Genomic DNA, 26,211 nt, shown 5'->3' on the forward strand with positions numbered 1-26,211 from the left:
CTATGCTTCAAGATACTTTTTTGTACATGCATAAGTGCCAGGCAGATAAATGCAAATATCAGGTATATAACGTCAGTTTTAGCTGCTGATTATATCCTGATGCCCTTATTTATCAACAATTATACCATTATCAGCTACCCGGGTTGGTGTTGATAGCAATAGCCATTGGCAATACCCGTCATATGCCTGCAGCGGCTGCCACTTTTTGTAAAGCCTTTACATTGCACGGTAGTATTTTGTCCTTGTGCTTTATGCGGTGTAATACCTGAACTATAAATATTCTGAGGGTTACAAATTTTACATGGTTGCAATCCCAACTCCCTTGCTTTGCTTACGTTGATTTCTTCTGATACATTTTTTACCATACGGCAGGTAGCCAGATGATACTTAGCACCTGATGGTGTTTTAAAAACTGTTTGCGCTTTTACAGAAGCAGATAATAATAATAATAAAGCAAATAGTTTTAGCATACCAGGTTAACTGATTGAAAAATAAGGCGTATTACCCTAAGGCGTGAATCATTAGTCGTGAAAGCAGACACCAACATTCAGAAGCTCTGCACTCACGATTCACCATTCACGCCTCACGCCTATATCGGAAAATCAAAATCAAACACAAAACGCTCAGCTTTTGGCAATGGCTTACGGGGAAGCATATCCGTACGCATAGCAGTATTGTATACAAATGCAGCTACAATAACGGCTGCCTGTTGCAGGTCGGCAATATTTAAATGATCGTAGGTATCCATATTGCTATGGTGTGTTCGGGTTTCATATTCCAACGGGTCTTGTATAAACTGAAAACCGGGAATACCCACCGCATCAAAACTGATATGATCGGTACTGCCGGTATTGCTGTTGGTTACCCCACCATTGGCGCCCATATCGGCAAAAGGAAGCAGCCAGCTCCTGAAAATTTCTCTTACTGCCGGGTTGTTTTGAGTATAGATGCCCCGTATTTTACCACTGCCATTATCTAGATTATAATAGGCCGAAATGGTTTGTTGCTCCGGTTTCAATTGCATATCCTGGGGATTGCCAAAGTGTTTTTTTACATACCCGAAACTACCATACAAACCCTGTTCTTCGCCACCCCACAAAGCAATGCGGATAGTGCGTTTGGGCTGCACACCCAGTGTTTTTAAAATACGCATGGCTTCCAGCATTACAATACAGCCTGCACCATTGTCTGTTGCACCGGTACCACCGGCCCAGCTGTCCAGGTGGCCGCCCAGCATTACCACCTGGCTTTTTAATGCAGGGTCAGTACCGGCAATTTCGGCTACCACATTGTAGCCCGTAAGGTCTTTATCATAAAAAGTATTCTGTACATTCATTTCCAGTTCCACTTTTTTATTATCCTGCAGCAGGCGCATCATTTTAAAATAATCCTCCACGCTTATTTTCATTTCGGGTAAGGTTGCCTGGTAGCCGGTGGCATAACCGGTGCCGCCATCTACAAACACCGTACCATCGTGTGAGCCCCTGCTGCTGCGGAGTAAACCTACAGCACCCTTTTTCTCTAAGTATAGTGAAGAATAATAAGCGCTTTTAATAAGCGGCAGAAATTGTTCAATCTCTTTACGGCTTATCATGTATTCATCAGGCAGATTATCTAAACTGCTATCGCCATACCTTGTGGCGTAGGCTTTAAAGGCATCGGGTATGGTGGTGCCGCCGGGTTTTATCATTACAATTTTTCCTTTAATGGCTGCACCGGCTTTATCAATATTGGCAGAGTCCAGTGCATCCAACATGATCAGTTCTGTCTTCACTGCTTTTTTGGTACTCTTGCACCAGGGCACAGGATAAGCAATGATACTTTCGTAGTATGGTGCTTTTAATGCAAGAGTTCCCTGCTCGTTACTCCAACCCTTTCCAAATTCGCCCCATGCCTCACGGCCGGCGTTTTGTAAGCCCCATGTTTTGCAGATCTGGGTAACCCAATCTAACGCACGGTTGTAACCGGGAGAGTTGGTAAGGCGTGGGCCGCATACATCAGTGATGTTATGCGCTATCATTTTTACCTGCGAATTATTTTTTTCTTCGTCTTTTATTTTTTGCATCATCGCCATATCCACAGTTTCCTGTGCGGCAGCAGTTGATACAATAAAAAATACCAGGCTGATTGCTGAAAGCAGTTGTTTCATGTGTAAAGTTTAGGTTGTACAAATTAATGTAATCTGCTTACAAAAGCAAATAGCAACCCGTTCTTATTTATCCATGCCTCCGTTGTGCCTTATAGCGCAGCACATCTTTTACTAAGGATTGATCGTCATTAAAATTTTTTAATTCCGAAACAATATCAGGATTGGTTACCGCCAGGTGGGCTACAATTTCGTAGGCCATTTCTGTAGTGCGATTGGTTACAGCGCCATCTTTTTGCTGTTCATATTTTAAGGCTGTTAAAAAAACAGGTTTATTATGATCAGTAGTGTCTTTGGCATATACATTTTCTATGGCCTGCAATAATAATTTAGGGTCTTCAATATTTTTAAAGTAATTATTAATGCAGTTGAAGGCATCTTTATCAGTACGCCAGCCTTTTAAAAGTAGTTCCTGCGCAGGTGCGGCATTATTCATTTTATTACGGTACAATAATGATGCTTTTACATAGCGGCCGCAACTGATGTGTTCATCGGCAACCAGTTGGTATTGCTCAAATGCTTCGGGCTTCTTTTGTTGCAGCAGGTACAGGTCTCCTGCTTTTTCATTTTCTTTCAGTTCCTTATACAAGCCAATCGCATCGGTATACATCTGCCCTTTTTCGTAACATACAGCAGCTTTATTTTTATTTTGCAGGTATTTTAAATAGACCGATGCTGCTTCAGGATAGAGTTTTCCATCTTCCAGTGTTTTGGCTGCCATGTGATTATTCTTCAGCAATTTCATGTACACAAAGGCTGCTTTCTGGTAGTCTTTTTTTGCCACCAGGTCCTCTGCAGTTTTGTTATACTGCTGCTGTAATTTCTGGTAGGAATCCATACCGAAAACCAGATTGCCACTGCCGCCACTTTGAGAAGAACGACCGAACAGATCAAAATTGCCCCATCGCCTGTTCAATTCAAAAAGCCCGGCATTGCCACCACGGTTAGTACCTTCATTATCCAGGGGAATAGCATATTTCAGCGCTTCGTCAGGATTGTTTTTAAACAATGCCATCAGCTTTTCCATTTCTGATTGATTGCGCTTTTCCAGGTCTTCCAGGTTCTGCACCAGGTTATTCACCCATTTACTATCGGCAGGTAAAATTTTATTGCCGATCTTTTCCAGCATTTTCATTAAGCCTGTCTTTTCCTTTCCATCCTTTTCGCCTGTATTGCCTTGCCGGGGGCTGCTGCTAAATAATGTTTTTAAAAGGCCCAGTTTTATTTTTTCTGCCCAGTTAAGCGGTTTATCATTAAACGATTTTTTTTCAGGAAAAGCAGTTGCTTCCATTGCTTTGATCAGTTCTTCGGGCGGCAGTGGTTGTATTTCGAGCCGGCGGATATTTTCGGGAATGAAAGCGCCGGCTGCGGGCGTGGTAATAGTTACTGCAGCTGTAGCGGGCAATGCCAGCAGCTCACTCCAGGCGATGGGTGTATCCAGTGCCACTAAACCAAACTCCGGGTGCATGATATGCGGCGTAGCAGAAAAAAGTTTGCTTACCTCTGCTGCATGTAATGTGGGGTATAGCGTGGCATATTGCGGTATATACAGGGTATTGTATACCAGCTGGCAGGGTTCGTTGGCATTAAGCGGTTTTTGTTGCCGGCTATTTTGCGGCAATGGCACAAAACATCCCCAAAGGGTATTGGCTGTGGTGCCGGGTATAGCGTATACCGGTAACTGTTGTATATCCGCATCCAGGTTTTGTAATTGCTGCAGCCAGTGCTGCAGGCTTTTGTTTTTTATCAAAATGCCTGCAAGCGGAAAGGTATTGGTATGGTATGGTTTAATCTGTAGCTGCATAATTAATGATGTGCCCTATAAATGTAGCAATATTTTCCTGGTAAAACGTTACAGGCGATTGTATGGCCTGTTTTGCACTTTGAGGTTTTGAGATGCTTACAACACTGCCCAGTTGTTTTAATTCTTCAGCCATTTTCCTGGCATCGGCAATATCCATGTTTTTTGAAATTAATCCATTGGCACTATCAACAATATGTTTTGCAGCTGCCAGGCCAATTCCGGTATAAGTTTTCATGATCCTGATAGCCGCTATCGGGCTTTCGCCTCTGCGTGTTAAAACTACGCTCACCTGGCCCCTTGTTGCATCATTAAAAAATTCATTTCCGGCAAAGTTGTTCTGCGTAGCCATGCCCATTGGATAGTCTAAAATGGAAGAGAAAAATATTTGCGGTATTTTATTGTTGCTGCTGGTAAGGATAAAATAACCACCGGGATCAATGGTAATGGTGCTGCCATCGGCAAACTCAAACTGGCGCTTGTTCTTGCGTACAGATTGTTTGGACCTGTTTTGATTAACATTATGAGGCGTAAAATACAATTGCTCCCCATGCATTATCTGCAACTGGCGCCCGTTGATGACTAAATAATTTTCTCCATTGATATATACATCTTCAATATGTGTTAGAATACTTGAATTGGAGTAGATATACGGAAAATCGCTGATCTGTTTTTGCCTGGCAGGATAATCCAATGCAAAAATATTACTGGTCAGCTGTGCTTTTTCAATTGTAATAATCCCCGTAGTAAAATCCGGTATAAATACAAATGCATCCGGGTTAGTTATAAGATGCATAAATTTTCCATACTTGTTAAACAAAAACTCTTTAAGGTATTTGCCTTTCCATTCCTTGAATAAAGCTTTGGCAGTTTGTTGCGTATCCAGGTTGGTTATACTCAGTTCTTTATTTTGAAGATTAAAAATGAGGAAAAATATTTCACCGCTCTCCTGCTTTCCAATTTCATACAACGCATTTACAGGAACATTTTTCAATACCATCTGCCACCCTTTGCCTGATTTTGTATGATCTGCTTTGCTGCGCCGTAACAGGCAACGGTTAGCCACGCAATACACTTCTTCATCAAGCGGCAATATTTTTTTTATCCCGTAGGGCGTAGACAGCAACAATGGCGGAAAATCATTGGGTACTATAACAGTCTCCGGCACTTCCCGTTGCGGTAGTTTTTTTGCCCATAATTTATTTAGCGGCAAACGGATAGTTTGCAAATGCTTTTGTACATTATTTTTCTTACGGTAAAAATTTATTTCTCCTGCTGCATCAGTAGTGATGAGGTATTTAAAAAAGGATTGGTAGGTGGCCAGTTGCAACTGTACCTGGGGATATTGCAATGCCGCCGCCGTGGTAATATAAAATATTTCCAGTTGCTTATCCTGTTTATTCGCTTCTAAAAATGCAGCCAGGCCCTTTGCTGCATGCAAACCGGCATCCACTTTTTGTAAGCCATCAATAATTGCCCCTGCATCATTGCAGGCTACAGGTGTGCAATAATTGCCCACCACAAATGCCCTGCTTTCTGTTAAGGCTTTGGGGTGCCTGGCAATAGCAATATAACTGGCATAGGCCAGTATTTTGGGAGTACCCCAGTTTTTTAAAGAGATGTCAATTAAAATAGTGCGGTGCAGCTTATCTTTTACAGGCGGCATTTCACGATGCAGGTATAAGGCTTCGTTATTGGCAATACGATTCATAAAAATAAGATCATCGTTGGCAAATTCAGATACCAGCAGTTTGTCAAAATCGCCTTTATTAGACAGATCTGAAACACCACCCAATGGCTGTTCGCTGGGGTGTGCATTAAAAATAGGAATATTAAAACCTGCCCAGATGGGCTTTATAAGTGCACCGGCCTGGAAGGTTTGCGGATTGCTCATTAACTCTTCCACAAAATCCTCATAGTGGGTATCCGATACTGTTATGTCTTCCAGTAACGGCATATCCGACTCTTCCAGTTCAGGCAACTCTCCCATGGCATCAATAATTGATTGCACTGTAGGAAATGTTCTGATCAATAAGGCAATTACATTAAAATCTTTTAAGAGTATCCTGTTATCAAAATCTTTTTTTCTTAATAACCTGGTGCGCCCCTTAATATTATCTTTTAAGCCGGTGGCTATACCTTTTGAAGTACTAGGGTTTAGCCTGTTGTGTGCGTTCCTGAAAATGGTTTGCAATAATATGTGGCGCCTTTTTCCGGTTTTATATTCCGGTGGAATTCTTTCCAGCATCCGCAGAAAAGTAAAAGCATGGTCTACAGCATCTATATGCAGGAAAACCACGTTGTCTTTTTTTTCTATACTATCAGCCACCCTGCTTCTAACCAGTTGCAAAGAATCATCCACCGTTTTATTAGTAGCAATCATGGCCAGCAAAAATGAGCCGAATGGCGGCAGCCCCTGTTCCGCAATATCAGTAAGTATAGTGGCTACATGCTCCCTGTAGGCAATAGTACTACCACCGGGAATGGACAACACTTCCGCATCCTCTTCCCAGGTCCAGAAATAGTCATTATAACACTGGTAGTAATCTGAAAAATTCATTGCAATGTTGCTTTTAAAAAATATTACTCTTTTGTAATTGCCTGCTGTATTGTTTGCCGCCACGATGCAATGGATAATGGCTGCAATTTATCTTTTTGTATTACGCAATAGCTATGCTCATCTATCCACCATATAAGATCATTACCGGCTGCATCAATTTTTTGTGCTACAGTTTTTTCCAGTATGGGAAATTCAAATGCAAACCCCACAGGAAAAATAAAAGGTCCTTTTTGCCAATAGGCTTTTCCGTTCAATGGCAGTAAAGGTTCCCCGATAAGTAATGCGTTGCTGTTATCGATCAATACCCATTGCAAATGCTGTAATCGTACTGCTGCAGCATTCACAATATATTCTCCCGCTGTATCAACAGTTGCCAGAAGCGCTGAAGCCTGCTGCTCTTCATCAACCGGAACTAATTGTATAGTTTGTTGCTGGTGTACACCAAAAAAGTTATGATTAAATCCTTCAAGTGTTACCGCCAATGCTCTTTCAATAGGTGTCCACAAAAAAGAAGGTTGTTTACAATCAGGCAATAAACTTCCTTTGGGAAACAGCAAATTGTCTTTACTGTAAAATAATTCCGCAAAAGGTATCGACCGCAATTCATGTGCTTCCAGCTGTGTTGCTGTAATATCCTTTATCCAGATAAATTCTTCATCAGCGGCCATTTTCAGGTTATCCCAATGCCTTACCTGCCCCAGGTAATCCTTGTGTTGCAAACGCAGCTTCATCCACCAGGCTATATGGTTTGCAGTATCTTCTGCCATAAGCTTTCAATTTGAGTTTGTATGAATTGCTTTTTCTCCACATTCTTTATCCATCCGCAACGGGTTTGCATGTACCGTAATTTATCTTTCACCACATTCTGTTCTTCAAAACTCAGATGCCCGTTATCCCATTTATCCGCCAGGTACTGCACTTCCTTTATCACTTCTTCGGGATTAGGTGCTTTGTTAAAGATTGCCTGCGGGTGTGCTTTATCGGTAGTTTCCTTTTCAATGATATTATTGATGATGCCTTCCAGTATTTCAATCTGCTCTTCGGTATCCCAGATATATTTCAGCACCCACAGGTCGCTGAGTATCGCTTCTTTACGGCCACACAGCAAAGCACTTGCTGCAATAAGGTTTTGCAGTTTTACGGCACGCCTGTCCGACACTTTAATGCCGGTATTGCGCAAGGAGTGTACAATGTCGATATACTCTTTGCGGATGGCGGTAAGGTCGATAGTGCGGCACTCTGCCTGCAGTTGCCTGATATCGTCAGAAGCAATCACCGGTTTTTCCTGCTGCCGGTTATTTTCCAGGTCCCATCCGGCCAATAGTACTTCGTGCAGTTTATCCGGATCTACATAATCGCATTTTACCCTGATCAGGAAACGATCCAGCAATGCATTGAGCGATTCTTCTTCGGGCAAGCCATTACTGGCACCCACAAACATCAGCGCCGGTAATTTCCTGGTTTCTTTTCCCCTGCGGAAAATCTTTTCATTCAATGCCATCAGCAAACTATTCAATATGGCACTGTTGGCATTAAATATTTCATCTAAAAAAACCATTGCCGCTTCGGGCATCATGCCTTCTGTATTGGTCACCAGTTCGCCTTCTTTTAATTTGCGGATATCAAAAGGGCCAAAGATCTCATTGGGTTCTGTAAAACGGGTGAGCAGGTATTCAAAGTTTTTTCCATCTTCCACACATTGCGACAGCATGCGGATGATAGCACTTTTAGCCGTACCAGGAGGGCCCAGTAAAAACGCATTTTCACGGGCAACCAAACTAACACCTAAAAGATCTATGATTTCATCTTTACCAATAAAAGAATGCTTGACAAACTTTAAGACCTCGTTTAATTTTTCTGTATTGTTCATATTGTAGTCGCTGTGTTTAATTCTTTCCAAAAGCGGGAGCTGTACATCCCCATGGCAGCTTTAATTTTTTCGTATAATAAAGGTAATTGCGCCCTTTGCAGGTCTTTTTTTTGAATTACCCTGTTGATGTATAATTGCAATACACATTCGTTATCAGTGATACCATCAAAATTGATTGCTGTTATTTTTAACGGATACCCGATACCTGAATAATGCCATTGCTGCAACTGTTCTTCTGCCAATGTGATGAGGGCATCATCGGGGTCAATATTTTTAGTATCCTTTAATACCTGTGGTAAAAAACGCAGGCATAGATCTGCAGAAAGCATGGCCCCTGCATCAATAGCATGCGGATACAAGGGTAATAACTGCGGCAGCTCACTGGCTTTATTTTCCCGGTATAATATTAACTGGCAAATAGTATACGTGGTTTTTGCTGCCCACAAGGCGGCTGTTGCATTAAACGGTGGTGCTGTAAAGGGATAATTCAATACTTCAGTATCGTATTCTATGGCCAGTAGTTCTTTTACCAGGGCATCATCTTCGGGCACAAAATTGAGCACCCTGTTGTACAGGATAATTTCTTCGTGATGGCGTAAGTGAAAAATGGTATTGTAAAAATGGGACGGCAACTGGTTTGGCTGTTATATTTTCAAAGATAACAGATACCATCTTTATTGCAAGTAAGTAATAAAAAATAAACAAGGCATTTACCGGGCCACAAAGCCCTGCATCAGCTGCATTACGGCGGCTCCTTCATCCCCGCTGCAGGGATTGGGTGCTTCATCCTGGAAATATTGCACTACTTTTTCTATCATCGGCTGCTGCACGTGTTCCAGTGTATCAAAAGAAAAAATCTGCCTGATGCCTTTCGCAATTACCGTAATGGTGTTGCCGCCAAATACACTGAAATATATAGAGCCGGTGCTGCCGATAATTTCGCAATTATCTGTAGTGGCCGCAGCATTAAAACACCAGGTGCCGCTAAACGCCACACCGTTCTTAAATAAGATACAGCCTGTTACCAGGTCGTCGGCTGTATAATTGCCTGCCTGGTTGGTGGCAATGCCGGTAACTTTTTCTGCGGCACCGAAAAAATAATACATCAGGTCCAGCTGGTGCGGCGCCAGGTCGTGAAAGAGGCCACCACCGGCAATTGCAGGGTTTACCCGCCACGAGTGGTGTGTGGTAGTAAGCTCCTGCGGCGATAAGGGAGGTTTGTATAATTCAATGCGTGCAAGATGTACATCACCTATCACTTCTTCATTAATCAGTTGCTTTATTTTTTTAAAGATAGGCTGCTCCCTGCGGTAATGGGCTACTGCTAATTTTATATTTTTTGCTGCTGCAGCAGTGGCCATATTTTTTGCGGCGGTTGCATTTAACGCCATTGGTTTTTCTACATACACAGGCTTGCCTGCATTGATGGCAGCGAGTGCATACGCTTCGTGTGAATCGGGTGGCGTGGCAATGTAGATAGCATTTACTTCGGGATCATTAATTAACTGCTGTGCATCGCTGTACCATTTGGGTACCTGGTGGCGTTGGGCATAACTGGCGGCCTTAGCAGCGTCGCGCCGCATTACCGCCACCAGTTTTGAACCCGGCACTTTATTAAATGCAGGCCCGCTTTTTATTTCGGTCACATCGCCGCAACCGATGATTCCCCAGTTAATTGTTGGCATAATATTAATTGAAAGATGATAAGAGCCGCAGGTTTAAACTATTCCCTGTCAAAAATAATGCTGCATTACAAAACAACTGTTATGAATGCCGGTTTATATTTTTTATTACAGCTGCATCATTTACAATAATGCTTTTACAATATTTTCCCACTCCTGCTGCAGGCTGATGGCAGGCATTTTTTTATTGGCTTTGTGGTACCAGTAACCGGCATTACCATTATCCCCTTCTTTACGGTGGAGATAGGCGTGCACCCAGCATGCGGTAGCATCATTCAAATGATCTACCAGGTGATGCGCCGCATCCCAATCGCCATGGGCATCATGCCACATGGCCAGTAAATAAACAGAACAATCTGCCGGTGGTGAAGTATGGATTAGGCTTTGCTGAAATTTTTCGAATTGCATTATAATTTTTGCTTTGCATAAAGTTAAATTTAATAGCAATGAAAGAGAAATTGTTGGGAAGAATGATTTTAACAGGGCTCCTTCGGTGCTTTTGTGGTACGCAGATTTTTATGATGATGATGATTTTCTCAGACAGATCATAACTAATCATAAAAATCTGCGTTCCGCTCTCTGTTGCCGGAGGCAACTTCCTGTTTCTTGATTATTTTTTTAAAGCTGCTCTTATTTTGGGTGCTATTTTAGTGCCGAATATTTCAATTGATTTCATCAGGGCTGCATGCGAAGGGCCGCCTACATCCATGTGTGCAGAAAAACGGGTTAACCCAAACATTTCCTGCATTTGCAGAATCTTATCCACTGCTTCATTGGCATCACCAATAATTAAAGCGCCGTTTTTTGTTCTGCCCAGGTCAAATTGTTGTTTCTGGTAAGGTGGCCAGCCACGGCTGCGGCCAATCCTGTCCATTTGCGAAGAGTATAAGGGATAATATTCCTCCGCCACCTGTGTACTATCTTCTCCAAAAAAAGAATGCATGTGTACACCCACCTGGAATTTTTTCATATCGTGTTTAAAATGCTGGTACACTTCTTTATAATAATCAAACAAGGATTTAAACTGAGCCGGGTTACCGCCAATGATAGCAAATATTACCGGCAGACCGGCTTTACCGGCACGCAATACACTTTCGGGTGTGCCGCCTACTGCCACCCATATATTTAAGTGATCATTTACTGCACGGGGCAATACCTGCTGCTGGTTTAATGCCGGCCTGAATTTCCCTTTCCAGGTAACAGGATTTTCGTTATTTATTTTCAGCAACAGGTCTAATTTTTCTTCAAACAAGCCATCATAATCTTTAAGGTCGTAACCAAACAAAGGAAAGGATTCTATAAAACTACCGCGGCCTGCCACCAGCTCTGCCCTGCCGTTACTGATGAGGTCTATCGTAGCAAAACTCTGGTATAATTTTACAGGGTCGGCCGAACTTAAGACAGAAACAGCACTGCCTAATTTTATTTTTTTAGTTACGGTTGCTGCTGCGGCTAAAATAATTTCGGGTGTGGATACCGCATAATCGGGCCGGTGATGTTCGCCAATGCCATAAAAATCCAGCCCTACTTCATCCATCAGTTTTATTTCTTCAATCAGTTCCTGCAACCGTGGGCCTGCAGGTTGCAGATTACCATTTTTATCATGTTGTATATCGCCAAACATACCTACGCCTAATTCCATATTGTATTTATTTTTTGCAAAGATAAGCCGGGTGTACAGACTAAAAATTAATGTAGGTTAAGCGCAAGCGCAGCAATTGTATGCAACCAAATGTATCAATATGCCTACTAATGCTTGGTTGCATTTTACAGCATTATTTCTTAATAAAAGGATAATAAAAAAGCAAACCAAAAACAGTACATTTATAACCACTAAAAATAAAAACAATGATTAAACAAGCGCTATTGGGTGAGTTTGAGCATGAAGCTGAAAGCACCCGTAAATTATTACAGGCCATACCTGATTCGGCATTGGGATACAGGCCACAACCACATTTATGGTCCATCGGGCAACTGGCTTCTCACATTGCAGAAGTATACAACTGGTACGAAGGCACATTTAACCGGGACGTATTTGATATGGGCAGTTATAAATATGATAAAGGCGATATCAGCAAGGCAGCAAATATTGTTGCTAAATTTGAAGAGAATGTAGCAGCTGCAAGAAAAGTACTGGAGAACGCCGATGAATCTGCCTTTATGAATGTATGGCATATGCAAATGGGTGGTAAGGACATTATGCCCCCGATGCCTAAGATTGTAGTGGCGAGAGGTTTTTTATTCAATCATTTGTACCATCACCGAGGAGAGCTGGTGGCACATTTAAGGGCCAGCGGCAATAAAGTACCCGGTTTATATGGCCCCAATTACGAAGACAGCCAGGCTATGATGGCGCAGGCTAATTAAGATTCTCTTTTTAAATAATTGCTTTTGTTACCGCAGTTGATACAGCAGCTGCGGTATTTTTTTAGCCCTGCACAAAATGAGGTGCCCTAAAAAATTATCGCCTTACCCCCACTACATTCAATATTCACCATTCCCGTTTCACCAAACCTACGAGTGATTTGCCGGCACCACCACTTTAGTATGTTTTATTTTAAAAGAAGATGTGATCTGCGTTAATCCCGGCAGCACTTCATCCCGGTAACCATCGGCGCAAATAGAGACAATCAAAAAAGAACAGGTTTCAGAACCATATACAAATATTTTCAGTTCAGATTTATAGAGGCCATCCAGTTTGCCTTTAAGGCTTGCCCCGTGCCCCTGGTAATTGCCCCAGCTGGTAAAATATGAAACTGTACCATCCTTCATGGTTGTGGATAGCTGTGCTTTAACATGCTTTTCCAGTGTTTCCTTTTCATCTTTAAGTACATTGAATATAAAGAAGGTAACCAGCCCGCTCTCTACCGGGGAATGCAAAGTAAAGTGGCTATCGATATCATATAGTTTGGAAGAGGAATCAATGCGCCAGTCGGCGGGATAGGTTAAAGCATAACCGGGCCTGTCCAATAGTATTTTTTCTTTACTGCCCGATGCACCTGTTTGTATATGACCGGTATTTTTATCTATTCCATGACATGCAACAAATAATATGCCTGCCACTAAAAGCATCACGGCCGGCACCAGCCTGTTGCGGCTTACACCACTTAATGGCGTTTGTTTAAATATCATAGCATGTTTTTTAGTGCAGTAAATGTAAATAAAATTGCCGGCAGTGTGGCTGCGCCCGTTATGCCAGGTAAATGCGTAGTATAATACACTATATCCTGTCACCAATACTACTGCCCCATTAAAACATTATCAATATTCTACTATCACTTCTTCTCCTCTTTCATCTTTTCATCATAGTCTTTTTGCAAATCTTTTAAGGCTTCATCATAACCCGCCTGGTCTTTAAAAGCCGCAGGGTTATAAGCATCGCCGGGTTTATGTTTATCATGCAGGTTGAACTGGCCGGCATGCGAAGCCAGCCATAAATCGAAGGAGATATTTTTCATTCCTTTCAGCGTATAAGCATAATCGTTTGCTATTGAAGGGTAAGTGCTGATATGGCTGAACAAACTATCGGTAACAATAGTGGGCATGTTGGCAATAAGCACTTTGTAAGACTGCTGCTGATCTTTTACCGTAAATAAAAAACTGCAGGAACCTTTGGTATGCCCCGGGTGATGCAACAGCATCAACTGCATATCGCCCAGCTTAATGATATCACTATCGTGCAATACCCTGTCGGGTGTTACAGGTGCAAAAGTGCTTTCGCCGGCACCCAATGCATAATCAGACCTGCCACCGTCTTTTGCTACAGCTGCATCATTTTCATCCATCATCAGTTTAGCTTTGGTTTGCTTTTTAATAGCCGCCATAGCGCCCATATGATCGTAATGAGCCTGTGTGTTGAGTAAAATTTTTATCTGTGAAAATTTAAACCCCAGCGCTTCCACATTCTTTTTTATTACGCTACCAGATGAGGCCAGCCCGGTATTGATGAGTATGTTTCCTTTGCTGGTAGTGATAAGGTAACAGGCCAGGTCGTAAGTGCCTACATAGTAGAGGTTGCCTGCAATACGAAAGGGTGCATAAGGCTTTGCCCATTCGGGCCGGGTTAAAGGAGGTTCTGTAACTTTTTGTGCGGTTACGGTAATGGTGGTGGCTACTGCAATGGCAAGCAGGATATTTTTTAGTGCGTGGGTAAACATATAGTGGCGATGAATCGGGTTGAGGATTCAAAGATATTGCGATTGGCATACACAACGAGTTGTGCTGCTGAAAAAAGAAAAAAATATTTTACCGGTGGTGGCCGTAGCAATGGTTACCAGCAAAGAAAAAAAGGGGGCAAAGGATAAAAATCCGGCCCCGTTTTAATCCAATATCCTATGAAAAACCGGTATAAAAGTATTGGTACAGTTTTCTTTTTTCAATGACCATATGGGTACAACACAATGATCAGTATCAGTAAAACAGGTGCCGCCAGCCAAACCGGAGTTGAATTGTTAAGGCATACCCTGCACTAAACAGCAAAATTTACCTGCCCGCTTTGTTTGCAGGAAGACTTGTGCCGGTGAGTGGATTTCTTTATATTTATTTTTTATAAAACCAACGCTGCATGAACCATGAACCTTTACATGAAGAACGCCTTAAATTTCAACTGGACCGTATTGCCCTTTTTTCGGATGCTGTTTTTGCCATTGCCATTACCCTGCTGGTGATAGAAATAAAAGTACCGGCATTACCGCACGATAAAGACGGTTTTAATTCGGGCTTTGGGCATGCCATGGGCGAAATGCTGCCTGAGTTTATCGGATTTATTATCAGCTTTATTGTAGTGGGCAATTACTGGCGGGTACACCATACCATGTTTGGTTTTGTAACCGACTATAACCGCAAGCTGCTGAATATTAATGGCTGGTTTTTATTTACCATTGTATGTATGCCGTTTACCACTGCGTTTATGAGCAAGTATATTTTTTTTCAGCCTTATCTTATTTATTGCATAAATGTAATGGCGGCCGGCCTTATACAGGTATGGCTGTGGGTATACATTGCCCGTAAAAAAAATAAGGTGAGCAGCGAGATACCCGGGCCGCTGTACCGTTATAAAATAGTGTCATCCCTTGTGGTGGTAGGTTGCTTTTTTGTTTCGTTTATAGTACACCGTTTACTGGGTTCTTTTACGGCAAGAATATTTTTACTTTCCATCTTTATTATTGAAACCTTTGTAACCCTGCATTACCGTAAAAAATACCAGCTGAGTAAAAAGTACTGAGTCCATTATGGTTTTACCCATGCTGCTTTTTTATTTGCCGGTGGTAACCGATTGTATACACCGCCACTGCTAAAAAAGGAAGGGTTGACCATATGATTTCCAGGTTGACACTCATTACCCCTATTACAAACATGAGCAGCAGCAACATACTTAATCCGCCAATGCCAAAATAGGTTAAGGTGGTGCTTACTTTTTTTTGAAAGATAGTTACCAGCAACAGTATTTGTGCCAGCAAGGGCAGTATGGTTAAGGGATGCAGCACAGTAAGCGGATGGGTGAATAATTTTGTAATGATCTCCGCTTCGGCCTGCAACAAAAATAGTTTGTTGCCTTTACCCCACTGTAAAAAACCTAATAGCGAAGTAAGGATCAACAGCAGGTTTAATATTTTACTTTTCATTTACCCGGGTATTTTAACGGAGCCTGCAAAGCAATTGTGGCACCGCATAAATGTATTGAGAAAAGCCGAATTGGAAGAAAGCTTCGGGATGACAGTTATCAGCAGCTGCGTTACTTTTTTTTGCAGGTTGTAACGATACCATCAAGACCAAAGGCGGGCAGAAAGAATTACAACGACAGTTTGCAGGTTGTATAGCAACGAAAGGTGCTGAGGGCAGGCGCTTTATATTATTGAAGTGTATGCTGCGGTTTTAAACCGCTAAGATCAGCAGGCACCAGTCGCCATCCTGCGGAAGAAGACTGGCGCCGGTGAGTTTATCTTTTTACAACCCTGTAGATTATAAACCCTAAAATTAAAAGCATTACCAGCACTCCGGTAATTTTACCCAAAGCATAGGCCGTTGAATGCGTACCTGATTTTACATTGGCACTGTATTGACTTACGGCCGTGTTTTTTTGTACCAGTTGTAAAGAACTGAAGAAGTTTGCTTTGTCCTGTTCAGTTACATTACGGTATTGAGCAAATGTGGAATAATCCAGAACAATTAGTTTTCTATTGAAAAAGAAAAATCTTTTGAATTTAAGATCGTAAATATTGGTTTTTACCGGTAACGAACATTCAATTTCCATACCCTTAACACCATTCCATTGAATATTGCTTTTAGTAACAAGTTTGCTTTTTTCTGCTTTCAATATCCCTTCAATAATCCCTTCATAGTATTCATACAGGTCTTTTTCTGAGTGGAGCATATCCCCCGTTTCTTCATCATCCGCTACTATTGCAGTGTAGCAGGCCGAATCGCCTATAGAATAGTACACATCTTTGCCTAAAGTGTCTTTGAATTGAGGCTTAACAGGAAAGTCTATTGTGAAACGATTAGATAAAGTTTGCCGGAACCTGCTCTGTGCCGCTGTGCAAAAGAAAATTAAATACAACAGCAGTGATAGTAAAAATTTTTTTTTCATTTTGTATTGCATTACCTGGTGGTTAACATACGGCAGTGTTACTGGTAGCAATAATATTTATTATAGTTGGGTAACACGAAGTAAATATATAATTAAAAGTTGAGGATTTTATTTGATGCTGGTTTAGACTGATTGCTTTTTAAGGTGGTCATACAGTTGCCAGTGAGTCATTCAAGCATCGTCCCTTCAGGGCGATAGGTTGGTTGGTAGAAAAAATTATATTGATGGTGTACAAGTTCCGCAGGAATGGCAGGTGCTGGTAGCAGGCAGTTTTTGTTTTATTAAAGTGTATGCTGCGATTTAAAACCGCTAAAATCAGCAGGGGCAGAATATTTGCACCAGAAAGGGCGGATAAGGACCAACTATAGTGTTGGCAAGAAGTATTTACCGGCTTCTACCGGCTTTGGTACGGCTTTGATACGGAGTAACCACGGCTTTGCCCCGGGTTTGCATGGTTTATTTTTTGTGCTCTGCTAAAAGTTTTTCCAATTTTATCATCATTTCGTCTTTCTCTTTTATCATACGTTCATACAAGACTATTTTTTCTTCGTGAAGTTGTACGAGTTTGTCGATGGGATTGTAGTTATTGATGACAAAACCAATGGCATTATCGCTGTTGGTAAAAGTATTTGCAATCACATTCACCGCCTGCTCCTCATCAAAATTCTGAAATGCTTCAACAGGAATTTTCAGGACCTCAGCAACCTGTTGCAGTATGCCTGCATCAATGCTTTCCTTATTTTCCAGCAGTGAAATTTTCTTTTGATTCCAGTCGTCGCCTAATTTGGCTGCCATATACTCTTGCTTTATGCCCAGCATTTCTCTAAAGCGTTTTATATTGCGGCCTTCGTGTATTTTTTTATCCGTCATTGCAGTATTTGTTAGATGATAAATTTACAGCTTTTACTGTAGTAAAATAACATAAAATTTTTGAAAAAACAGGTATGGATTTTTTATTGCCGGCATTTTTTGTAAACAGCCCGGGCTAACGGGCGGGGTTAGTGGATTTTATGATTAGTACAGGTATGGTTGAATAGCAATAATGATGGAGGTGCCGGTTAGTAAATGCTATTTGTGCATCACCACCGTCCCATCGGGACATAAGGTGGGTAGAAAAAATATATACGATGGTGTACAAGTTCCGTAGGAATGGCAGGTGCTGGTGGCAGGCTATTTTTGTTTTATTGAAGTGTATGCAGCGGTTTTAAACCGCTAAGATCAGTAGACACCAGTCGCCTTCCTACGGAAGAAGACTGGCGCCAGTGAGTGATGGAGGTGCCGGTTAGTAAATGCTATTTGTACATCACCACCGTCCCATCGGGACATAAGGTGGGTAAAAAAATATATACGATGGTGTACAAGTTCCGTAGGAATGGCAGGTGCTGGTGGCAGGCTGCTTTTGTTTTATTGAAATGTATGCTGCGGTTTTAAACCGCTAAGATCAGCAGGCACCAGTCGCCTTCCTGCGGAAGAAGACTGGCGCCAGTGAGGAATAATGATGGAGGTGCCGGTTAGTAAATGCTATTTGTACATCTCCACCGTCCCATCGGGACATAAGGTGGGTAGAAAAAATATATACGATGGTGTACAAGTTCCGTAGGAATGGCAGGTGCTGGTGGCAGGCTATTTTTGTTTTATTGAAGTGTATGCAGCGGTTTTAAACCGCTAAGATCAGTAGACACCAGTCGCCTTCCTGCGGAAGAAGACTGGCGCCAGTGAGGAAGTAAATATTTTTTATACATTACCACCGTCCCATCGGGACATGAGGTGGGTAAAAAAAATACATACGATGCTGTACAAGTTCCGTAGGAATGGCAGGTGCTGATGGCAGGCTGCTTTTGTTTTATTGAAGTGTATGCTGCGGTTTTAAACCGCTAAGATCAGTAGACACCAGTCGCCTTCCTGCGGAAGAAGACTGGCGCCAGTGAGGAGTGCAGGTAAGTAAATATTTTTTATACATTACCACCGTCCCATCGGGACATGAGGTGGGTAAAAAAAATATATACGATGGTGTACAAGTTCCGTAGGAATGGCAGGTGCTGGTGGCAGGCTGTTTTTGTTTTATGGAAATGTATGCTGCGGTTTAAAACCGCTAAGATCAGTAGACGCCAGTCGCCTTCCTGCGGAAGAAGACTGGCGCCAGTGAGGACATGAGGTGGGTAAAAAAATATATACGATGCTGTACAAGTTCCGTAGGAATGGCAGGTGCTGGTGGCAGGCTGCTTTTGTTTTATTGAAATGTATGCTGCGGTTTAAAACCGCTAAGATCAGTAGACACCAGTCGCCTTCCTGCGGAAGAAGACTGTCGCCAGTGAGGGGGGCCAGTAAGGGTTACCCAAAGCTTCACTCGCCATCATATGAATTTCATTCTCCGCATCAACTACCTTTAAGATTACTACTAATATTATTCTGTGTTTCCCCCGCCGCCTTCATGGTATTGCTGATCATCGTTTCCAACTGGCTCTTCTTTTCCATTAATTGCTGTAGTTGTAATTGATCCTGTTCTCCCATTTCACTTATGGCATCTTTTTCTTTTTGTATTGCAGCCAAACGTTTTGCCTGTTCGGCTGTATAGATGGGTATTTTTATTTTAGTACTATCGGAGGTCTTGCGTTGTGTTTCTTTTTGCTGGCGGTTCTTGTCCATGTTGGTTGCCATATTCTTTATACCGGCATACTCCGCTGTTTTAGCAGCTTCCCTGATACGTTCATCTTCCTGGCGTAAGGATTCTTTCTTTTTATTGATCTCCTGTATTTTTGCCATTATACTTTTTATATCCGCTTCATTCTCCGCTACCATTGCCTGCATTACCAATTGCACAAGAGTACTTATATCAACAGCGGTAAGATCGCTGAAAATGGAATTGGCCGGCGTTTTCATGGTTTGCTTCAGGCTGTCGATATTCGGCTTTCGGTTGCTGAACGCTTTGGCAGTTTGCGTAACATAGTTTTTGTACACAGGTTTTATCAGCACCATTGTTTTGTTATAAAATGCTGCAGACTTTGCGAGTGCAGGATTTACCTTTTGTGCATTGGCTACTAAGCCTGTAAACGATAAACATACAAAGAGTACATATTTCATAGCATTGTTTTTATTTTTTGTTGTTGTCTCTGATCAGGTTTCAAGCACAATATTTTTCTCCGCACAAAATACATTCAGTGCTTCAGCAAAATGCCTTATCCGTCTCTTCTCACTGCCAAACAGTGCGCCTGTTACCAGGTTATCGCTTCCTCCGCCGGAAATCATTTCAATTTTGATAATGCCTTCCTCACTGGCGGTGCTATCTAAGCGCAGGCAGATCATGATATCATTGCCGTTTAATAAACTGTAGTCTTCATACACCATTAAAAAACCACCGAGGTATTCGCTTAAAAAAGCTTCCTGGTAATAGTGGCGCACAAATTCGCTTACTGATGTGGCAATGTTTTTTCCTTTCAGTATAAATGTCTGGTGTTCCATAAAAATTATTGTGCCATAAAGCGCAGCATTAAAAATTTATTGTAACCTGCTTCTGAAATCAAGGTTGTTATTTCTCAGCGTATCTAATGCAATATCATAACCAGCATCTGCATGACGTATCACCCCCATACCCGGATCGTTACGTAACACACGTGCCAGCCTTGCGGCTGCATCAGCGGTGCCATCTGCAACTATCACCATGCCTGCATGTATGCTATAGCCCATACCCACACCACCGCCATGGTGTAAGGACACCCAGGAAGCGCCGCCTGCTGTATTTACCAATGCATTTAATATCGGCCAGTCGGCAACAGCATCGCTGCCATCCAGCATGGCTTCAGTTTCACGGTTAGGGCTGGCCACACTTCCGGTATCTAAATGATCGCGGCCAATTACAATGGGGGCTTTTACCTTGCCGGTGCGTACCAGTTCGTTAAAAGCAGCGCCTGCTTTTTCTCTTTCGCCCTGGCCCAGCCAGCAAATGCGTGCCGGCAATCCCTGGAAAGCGATTTTTTCTTTTGCAAGATCTAACCAGCGTATCAAAGATTTATTTTGCGGAAATAAATTGCGTATCACCTCATCCGTTACTGCAATGTCAGCAGCGTCACCGCTGAGTGCTGCCCAACGGAAAGGGCCTTTGCCTTCGCAGAAGAGAGGACGTATGTATGCCGGTACAAATCCCGGAAAATCGAAACAACGGCCAAACGTGAAACGTGAGCCGTGAGCCCTGAGTGGAACCTCAGTACCAGGGTTCTTCTCACGATTCACCACTGACAACTCACGTTCTTCGTATTCCTTTGCTCTTGCACGGATATTGTTGCCATAGTCAAATGTAATGGCACCTTTATCCATTAATTCTATCATCAGCTGTACATGCAGGTGCATGCTCTCGTAACTGAAGCGGATGTATTCTTCTTTGTTTTGTTCACGTAATACGTTGGCCTGTTCGTTGGTCAGGGTATGCGGTACATAGCCGATCAACGGATCATGGGCACTGGTTTGGTCGGTGAGTGTATCAGGTATAATTTCTCTTTGTATCAGCCGGTCTAACAAATGCACGGCATTGCACAATACCCCAATGCTTTTGGCTTCGCCTGTTTTGCGGTAATGCATAGCTGCATTTATGGCATCGTCTATATTGGTATGTTTTTCGTCGAGGTACTTTGTTTCCAGTCTTTTGTCGATGCGCCACTCCTCTACTTCTGCCACTAATGCCACACCTTCATTCATGGTTATGGCCAATGGCTGTGCACCACCCATGCCACCTAATCCTGCGGTTACATTGAGTGTATGTTTTAATGTACCGCCAAAATGTTTATTGGCAATGGCTGAATAGGTTTCGTAAGTGCCCTGTACTATGCCCTGGCTGCCAATGTATATCCAGCTACCGGCAGTCATTTGCCCGTACATCATCAGGCCTTTTTTTTCCAGCTCATCAAAATGTTTCCAGTTGGCCCAGTTAGGTACCAGTTGCGAATTGCTGATCAAAACCCTTGGTGCATCTTTATGTGTTTTTAACATGGCAACAGGTTTGCCGCTTTGCACTAGTAAGGTTTCGTCTTCCTCCAAAGCTTTTAGCGCTTTTATTATTAAGTCAAGGCTTTCAAAATTTCTTGCGGCTTTACCGCGGCCGCCGTAAACGATCAGATCTTCGGGGCGTTCGGCTACTTCCGGGTCTAAATTATTTAAGAGCATACGCAAGGCAGCTTCCTGTATCCAGCCTTTACAGGTAAGGGTGTTGCCGGTTGGGGTGGCGTATTTTATTGCGTCGTAGTGTTGGGTCTGAACGGGGATTGGGGTGGATGGTAATGGATTGATTTGATTTGTTATATTCATGATCTAAATATTTTATGATTAACTTTTTTTGTCTGAATGGGAATTGGGGTGGATGGAGGTTGATCTACAGGATTTATTTTTGTATTAATCCTGTTAATCTTTTTACTCCTTCTAAATCATCGTTCAGACGATTGCATTTTAATTAATAAATTATTTCACGTCTTATCATCGAAAACTTCTGATTCTGAAAAACGGTTTGTCCAAAAGACAAACGATCTTCTTCCACTCTTCTTATCCAGTTTCCTTTTGCATCGTAAAGATAAATATAGGTCTTATACTCCGTTGTATCATTGTGTTCAATTTCTATTTCGGCTAATGGATCGCCATGTTCATTTTTTATGAACAGCAAACGCTTTCTTTCTTTTCCTGAATAGGTAATAACGCTGTCTAATGAATTGTCTTTACCATAAAAATATTTTTTTTGTGTACTGTAAGTATCTTTTCCTGTTACCACTTTTACAGAATCGCTTAGTAATTGGTTTCCATTATAGTGCAGGTTGGAAATATTAGTGGTTGTGTGATCGCCTATTTTCTTCTGTTCAACCAACAAAATATCGTCGCCCTTATTTTTAAACGTATAAAAAATAACCTGACCAGGTTTATTATTACGATAAATTATTTGTTTATATCTCCCATCGCCGGCTGGTGCTATTTTCATAAGAATTCCATTTTCAATACCGGCTTTTGATTTTGACTGAAATGCAGAAACTAACCCTGTTGAACTAAAGTTTGTTGTGAATTGGTTCCAGAAATTATCATCAAAAAAAAGTTTACGGGATAGCAAATTACCGGCAGTATCATAAATAAACTCATCGTAGGAGCCGATTTTTTTCAGGTCTGTTCCCGTAAGGCTGTCTACCCCATTATAAAAAAATTCGGTTACTTTTTTCGGCTTAGCTTTCACTTGAAACAACTTGTGAGAAGAAGTATACCATTGCGCTTTAGGATAATATTTCCCCTGGCCTTTTGCAGCATACAGCGACATTAGGAGTATAAAAAATATAGAATACTTGTACGCCACTCTTTTATTGTTTTTTGTCACAGAGATGCACAGCGTTTTTTCACAGTGATGCACGGAGGCTTCTTTGTGTAATACCGTGTTATTTTTTGTGTGTCTTTGTGTTATTCTTTGTAGCAGCTTTTATCAATTCTGTTTCCTTTACATCATACGGCGTTCCGTCTTTTCTAAATACATCATGAAACCAGGGTGTGGGTTCGGGGCTGCCTTCTTTACTACCCCATGGAAAAATGGTATTGCTTTTGCCACTTACCAAACCCCAGTTGATGGCACCTACATGATAGCGTTTTAAAATGGGCAGGTGCGTTTGAAATGTACTGTTGTTCTTTCTTGCCATATATTCGGTACAAATAAGCGGACGGCCAATTTTCAGTAAACTATCGATCGCTTTTTTCATAGTTACCGTATCATCGTAATTGTGAAAGGTGATGACATCAGCATGTTCCAGCTGAAATTTATTCACTTCAGGAAAATCCATCGACCACACACCCGACGTTAAGGGTTGTGATGGCCGCACTGCCCAGCTCCATTCATATACTTTTTTTAACAACGGCAATGACGTTAACCCGTAACCGCTGTTATCGGGTTCATTGTAAAGGTCCCACATTAAAATTCTTTTATCATTTCTGAACGTGGTTAAAATATCTTTTACATATTCCTGCAGGTAACCCCATTGCGTGGGATCATCATGTACGGCCTGCGCAGGGCTTCTCACCCATCCTGAATTGTGTACGCCTGGTTTAGGCTCGGGTTGTGTGCCGATTTTTGCATCGGGGTTCCAGCAATCATCAAATATGCAAAAGAGTATTTTGATATTGTGTTTGGCAGCAATGTCTAAAAAAATATGCATCCGTTTTTTAAAACCGGTAGCATCTGCTTTCCATGCCAGGTCATGCAGGTACACCCGCATTACATTCATGCCGATATTTTGTGCCCAGCCCAGTTCTTTATCAATGGTGGAAGCATCAAAGGTTTGTGCCTGCCACATTTCTAACTGGTTGATGGCGGTGCTGGGTAAAAAATCGGCACCTACTAACCAGGGTTGTTGTTTGTACCAGTTGTTGGCTTTTGCGGCGGGCCATATTTTGGGTTGGGCAAGGGCAGAGCTACTGATACAAAGGAGTAAAATGATGGAGAAATATTTTTTCATATTGCTTGCTTTTTGTCTGAACGGGGATTTGGGGTGATTAAAACAGATTTTTGAGATTGCAGGTTGGGATTATATTTTGGATTTTCAAGTCGTTTGAATTCTAAGGACACGTTACCAAAATTCAATAATAATCCTACTTCAAGATTATAGGCTTCTAAATAATTTCTGGCTTGTGCGTAATGTACTTTTTCCAAAACTTCTCTTGCTTTTAATTCTACACTAATAATACCTTCCACAAAAAAATCAACCCTTCGCTCTCCTATTTGTTCGCCATCATAAAATATGGGCATGTTAAATTCTCTTACAAACAACACATCTGTTTTTCGCATTTCTATTTCCATTGCCCTTTGATAAATCACTTCCTGGAAACCATTGCCCAAAGTGGAGTGTACTTTCATGGCAGCGCCAATTATCTTCTTTGTGATGTTTTCAAATTTAAACTGTGGCATAACTAACAGTATTAATTTTTTAACTCTCTTTTGTCTGAACAGGGATTTGGGTGGATGGGTTTGATTAAAAGGATCTGATGATAATGGTAACCCTATCAGTCTTTTACTCCTTTATAATCACCGTTCAAACAATCCTGTTAATCTTTTTAATCTACCCAAATCACCGTTCAGACCGAATAAAATCAATTGCTTTCACCATATCCTCATGCAAAATCCTATCCGCTGCATTAAAACTGATTTCTTTTCTGAATGCCGTAACAATTTCTTCAATCACCGCAGAACTTTTCAATGGCCGGCGAAATTCCAATGCCTGCACGGCTGTCAGTAATTCAATCGCCAATACTTTTCCCACATTGTCCACTACCCTTTTGCATTTGGTGGCCGCATTAGCACCCATGCTCACGTGGTCTTCCTGGTTATTACTGGAAGAAATAGAATCCACCGAAGCCGGTGTACACAATTGTTTGTTTTCACTTACAATGCCGGCAGCCGTGTATTGCGGAATCATAAAGCCACTGTTGAGGCCGGCATCTTTCACTAAAAATAAAGGCAGGTTTCGTTGTCCGCTGATCAACTGGTAGGTTCTTCTTTCGCTGATGTTCGCAATCTCACTCATCGCAATGGCTAAAAAATCCAAACATAACGCCAACGGCTGACCGTGGAAGTTACCGCCACTCACAATTAAATCATCTTCAGGAAAAATATTGGGGTTATCGGTTACAGAATTGATTTCTTTGATGAACACACCCAGCACATGATCAAAAGTATCTTTGGTTGCGCCATGCACTTGCGGAATGCAACGGAAAGAATAGGGGTCCTGCACCTGTTGCTTTTTTTGTGCCGCAATAGCGCTGCCCTGTAAAATATTGCTGATGCTGGCGGCAGTATCTACCTGGCCTTTATGGCTGCGTATAGAATGGATTTTGGGATGCAGCGGTTCCATCGTACAATCAAAAGCATCAAAAGAAATAGCGGCAATGATATCGGCCCATTTTAATAACCGCTCGGCAGTTAATAAATTATGCATGCCATAGGCGCTCATAAATTGCGTACCGTTGATGAGTGCCAGGCCCTCCTTACTCTGCAATTGAATGGGTTGCCAGCCGAATTTTTTATGTGCTTCAGCTGATGGCATTTTTTTGCCTTCGTGCCATACTTCGCCCAGGCCAATCAATGGTAAACTTAAATGAGAGAGTGGTGCCAGGTCGCCCGATGCACCCAATGACCCCTGCGTATAAATTACGGGAAACACATCGGCATTGTACATTTCCATCAATCTTTTTACGGTATCAATCTGTACGCCGCTATGGCCGTAACTGAGCGATTTTATTTTCAGCATCACCATCAGCTTTACAATATCTTTCGGCACTTCCTCCCCCAGCCCGCAGGCATGCGATTGTATTAAATTGCTTTGCAGTTGCTGCAATTGCGTTTTATCGATCTTTACATTTTGTAAATATCCAAAGCCGGTATTGATGCCGTAAAACAATGCATCATCGGTATCTAATTTTTTATCCAGGTAATCACGGCATTCGGTAATGCGGTGGTGTGCATCAAATGTAATAGATACCAACTGGTTAAAAGCTAACAGGTTTTTTACCTGTTGAAAATTCAAAGGGCTTTTATCTAAAGGAAGATAATTATAACTCAT

Annotated in this window: 24 protein-coding genes; 2 read left to right on the plus strand and 22 right to left on the minus strand. The window is 41.9% G+C overall.

The window, feature by feature from the left end; translation table 11 throughout:
- Positions 1 to 134: 134 nt before the first annotated feature.
- The 10 genes from ACYVM0_RS05930 to ACYVM0_RS05975 form a co-directional block, all read right to left on the minus strand.
- Entirely contained in the window at positions 135 to 470 is a 336-nt protein-coding gene (locus tag ACYVM0_RS05930) for a DUF5763 domain-containing protein (RefSeq protein ID WP_460553940.1), read from the minus strand.
- 119 nt (positions 471 to 589) lie between these two features.
- Positions 590 to 2,149 (minus strand): zinc-binding metallopeptidase family protein, encoded by a 1,560-nt coding sequence (locus ACYVM0_RS05935; protein ID WP_460553943.1) that lies wholly within the window; start codon positions 2,147 to 2,149, stop codon positions 590 to 592.
- 67 nt (positions 2,150 to 2,216) lie between these two features.
- On the minus strand, positions 2,217 to 3,950 hold the full coding sequence (locus ACYVM0_RS05940) for a hypothetical protein (RefSeq protein WP_460553946.1): 1,734 nt from the start codon (positions 3,948 to 3,950) through the stop codon (positions 2,217 to 2,219).
- Positions 3,934 to 6,507: a ribosomal protein L7/L12 gene (locus ACYVM0_RS05945; RefSeq protein WP_460553950.1), complete on the minus strand. Its 2,574-nt coding sequence runs from the start codon at positions 6,505 to 6,507 to the stop codon at positions 3,934 to 3,936. Before ACYVM0_RS05945 ends, ACYVM0_RS05940 begins: the two co-directional genes overlap by 17 nt.
- 23 nt (positions 6,508 to 6,530) lie before the next feature.
- Positions 6,531 to 7,274, minus strand: coding sequence for a hypothetical protein (locus tag ACYVM0_RS05950; RefSeq protein WP_460553953.1), 744 nt, complete (start codon positions 7,272 to 7,274; stop codon positions 6,531 to 6,533).
- Positions 7,247 to 8,377: an AAA family ATPase gene (locus tag ACYVM0_RS05955; RefSeq protein ID WP_460553956.1), complete on the minus strand. Its 1,131-nt coding sequence runs from the start codon at positions 8,375 to 8,377 to the stop codon at positions 7,247 to 7,249. Before ACYVM0_RS05955 ends, ACYVM0_RS05950 begins: the two co-directional genes overlap by 28 nt.
- A complete protein-coding gene (locus tag ACYVM0_RS05960; RefSeq protein WP_460553959.1) occupies positions 8,374 to 9,009 on the minus strand; it encodes a hypothetical protein in 636 nt (211 codons plus the stop codon). Before ACYVM0_RS05960 ends, ACYVM0_RS05955 begins: the two co-directional genes overlap by 4 nt.
- A gap of 78 nt (positions 9,010 to 9,087) precedes the next feature.
- The gene (locus tag ACYVM0_RS05965) at positions 9,088 to 10,062 is read right to left on the minus strand and encodes a Gfo/Idh/MocA family protein (RefSeq protein ID WP_460553961.1); all 975 of its coding nucleotides are present in this window, start codon (positions 10,060 to 10,062) and stop codon (positions 9,088 to 9,090) included.
- 120 nt (positions 10,063 to 10,182) lie between these two features.
- Entirely contained in the window at positions 10,183 to 10,467 is a 285-nt protein-coding gene (locus tag ACYVM0_RS05970) for a hypothetical protein (RefSeq protein ID WP_460553964.1), read from the minus strand.
- Positions 10,468 to 10,669: 202 nt separating this feature from the next.
- Positions 10,670 to 11,701, minus strand: coding sequence for an LLM class flavin-dependent oxidoreductase (locus ACYVM0_RS05975; protein ID WP_460553967.1), 1,032 nt, complete (start codon positions 11,699 to 11,701; stop codon positions 10,670 to 10,672).
- 206 nt (positions 11,702 to 11,907) lie between these two features.
- Here ACYVM0_RS05975 and ACYVM0_RS05980 point away from each other — a divergent pair, with 206 nt between their 5' ends.
- Entirely contained in the window at positions 11,908 to 12,426 is a 519-nt protein-coding gene (locus ACYVM0_RS05980) for a DinB family protein (protein ID WP_460553970.1), read from the plus strand.
- A gap of 147 nt (positions 12,427 to 12,573) precedes the next feature.
- On the opposite strand, the gene ACYVM0_RS05985 is transcribed toward ACYVM0_RS05980, so the two are convergent.
- Together ACYVM0_RS05985 and bla are read right to left on the minus strand one after the other, a co-directional pair.
- Entirely contained in the window at positions 12,574 to 13,191 is a 618-nt protein-coding gene (locus ACYVM0_RS05985) for a hypothetical protein (RefSeq protein WP_460553973.1), read from the minus strand.
- Positions 13,192 to 13,334: 143 nt separating this feature from the next.
- Positions 13,335 to 14,216: an MBL fold metallo-hydrolase gene (bla, locus tag ACYVM0_RS05990; protein ID WP_460553976.1), complete on the minus strand. Its 882-nt coding sequence runs from the start codon at positions 14,214 to 14,216 to the stop codon at positions 13,335 to 13,337.
- Positions 14,217 to 14,623: 407 nt separating this feature from the next.
- Between bla and ACYVM0_RS05995 the strand changes: the two genes are divergently transcribed.
- Positions 14,624 to 15,283, plus strand: coding sequence for a TMEM175 family protein (locus tag ACYVM0_RS05995; protein ID WP_460553979.1), 660 nt, complete (start codon positions 14,624 to 14,626; stop codon positions 15,281 to 15,283).
- 13 nt (positions 15,284 to 15,296) lie between these two features.
- Here the strand turns inward: ACYVM0_RS05995 and ACYVM0_RS06000 are convergent, their stop codons facing one another.
- The 10 genes from ACYVM0_RS06000 to hutH all read right to left on the minus strand — a co-directional run bounded on the left by ACYVM0_RS06000 (position 15,297) and on the right by hutH (position 26,211).
- On the minus strand, positions 15,297 to 15,683 hold the full coding sequence (locus tag ACYVM0_RS06000) for a hypothetical protein (RefSeq protein WP_460553982.1): 387 nt from the start codon (positions 15,681 to 15,683) through the stop codon (positions 15,297 to 15,299).
- Between the two features lie 314 nt (positions 15,684 to 15,997).
- The gene (locus ACYVM0_RS06005; RefSeq protein ID WP_460553985.1) at positions 15,998 to 16,648 is read right to left on the minus strand and encodes a hypothetical protein; all 651 of its coding nucleotides are present in this window, start codon (positions 16,646 to 16,648) and stop codon (positions 15,998 to 16,000) included.
- Between the two features lie 456 nt (positions 16,649 to 17,104).
- Positions 17,105 to 17,518: a helix-turn-helix domain-containing protein gene (locus tag ACYVM0_RS06010; protein ID WP_460553988.1), complete on the minus strand. Its 414-nt coding sequence runs from the start codon at positions 17,516 to 17,518 to the stop codon at positions 17,105 to 17,107.
- Positions 17,519 to 19,024: 1,506 nt separating this feature from the next.
- Positions 19,025 to 19,729 carry a hypothetical protein gene (locus ACYVM0_RS06015; RefSeq protein ID WP_460553991.1) on the minus strand — a complete coding sequence of 235 codons (705 nt, stop codon included), beginning with the start codon at positions 19,727 to 19,729 and terminating at the stop codon, positions 19,025 to 19,027.
- A gap of 33 nt (positions 19,730 to 19,762) precedes the next feature.
- Positions 19,763 to 20,107, minus strand: a complete 345-nt coding sequence (locus ACYVM0_RS06020; protein ID WP_460553994.1) for a hypothetical protein — start codon at positions 20,105 to 20,107, stop codon at positions 19,763 to 19,765.
- A gap of 36 nt (positions 20,108 to 20,143) precedes the next feature.
- The gene (gene hutU, locus ACYVM0_RS06025) at positions 20,144 to 21,943 is read right to left on the minus strand and encodes a urocanate hydratase (protein WP_460553997.1); all 1,800 of its coding nucleotides are present in this window, start codon (positions 21,941 to 21,943) and stop codon (positions 20,144 to 20,146) included.
- A 142-nt stretch (positions 21,944 to 22,085) separates the two neighbouring features.
- On the minus strand, positions 22,086 to 22,985 hold the full coding sequence (locus tag ACYVM0_RS06030) for a hypothetical protein (RefSeq protein ID WP_460554000.1): 900 nt from the start codon (positions 22,983 to 22,985) through the stop codon (positions 22,086 to 22,088).
- A 58-nt stretch (positions 22,986 to 23,043) separates the two neighbouring features.
- A complete protein-coding gene (locus ACYVM0_RS06035; protein ID WP_460554003.1) occupies positions 23,044 to 24,111 on the minus strand; it encodes a glycoside hydrolase 5 family protein in 1,068 nt (355 codons plus the stop codon).
- Positions 24,108 to 24,560 (minus strand): GxxExxY protein, encoded by a 453-nt coding sequence (locus ACYVM0_RS06040; RefSeq protein WP_460554006.1) that lies wholly within the window; start codon positions 24,558 to 24,560, stop codon positions 24,108 to 24,110. Before ACYVM0_RS06040 ends, ACYVM0_RS06035 begins: the two co-directional genes overlap by 4 nt.
- Positions 24,561 to 24,720: 160 nt before the next feature.
- Positions 24,721 to 26,211, minus strand: a complete 1,491-nt coding sequence (gene hutH, locus ACYVM0_RS06045) for an HAL/PAL/TAL family ammonia-lyase (protein WP_460554009.1) — start codon at positions 26,209 to 26,211, stop codon at positions 24,721 to 24,723.

Source organism: Ferruginibacter profundus, assembly GCF_054783275.1.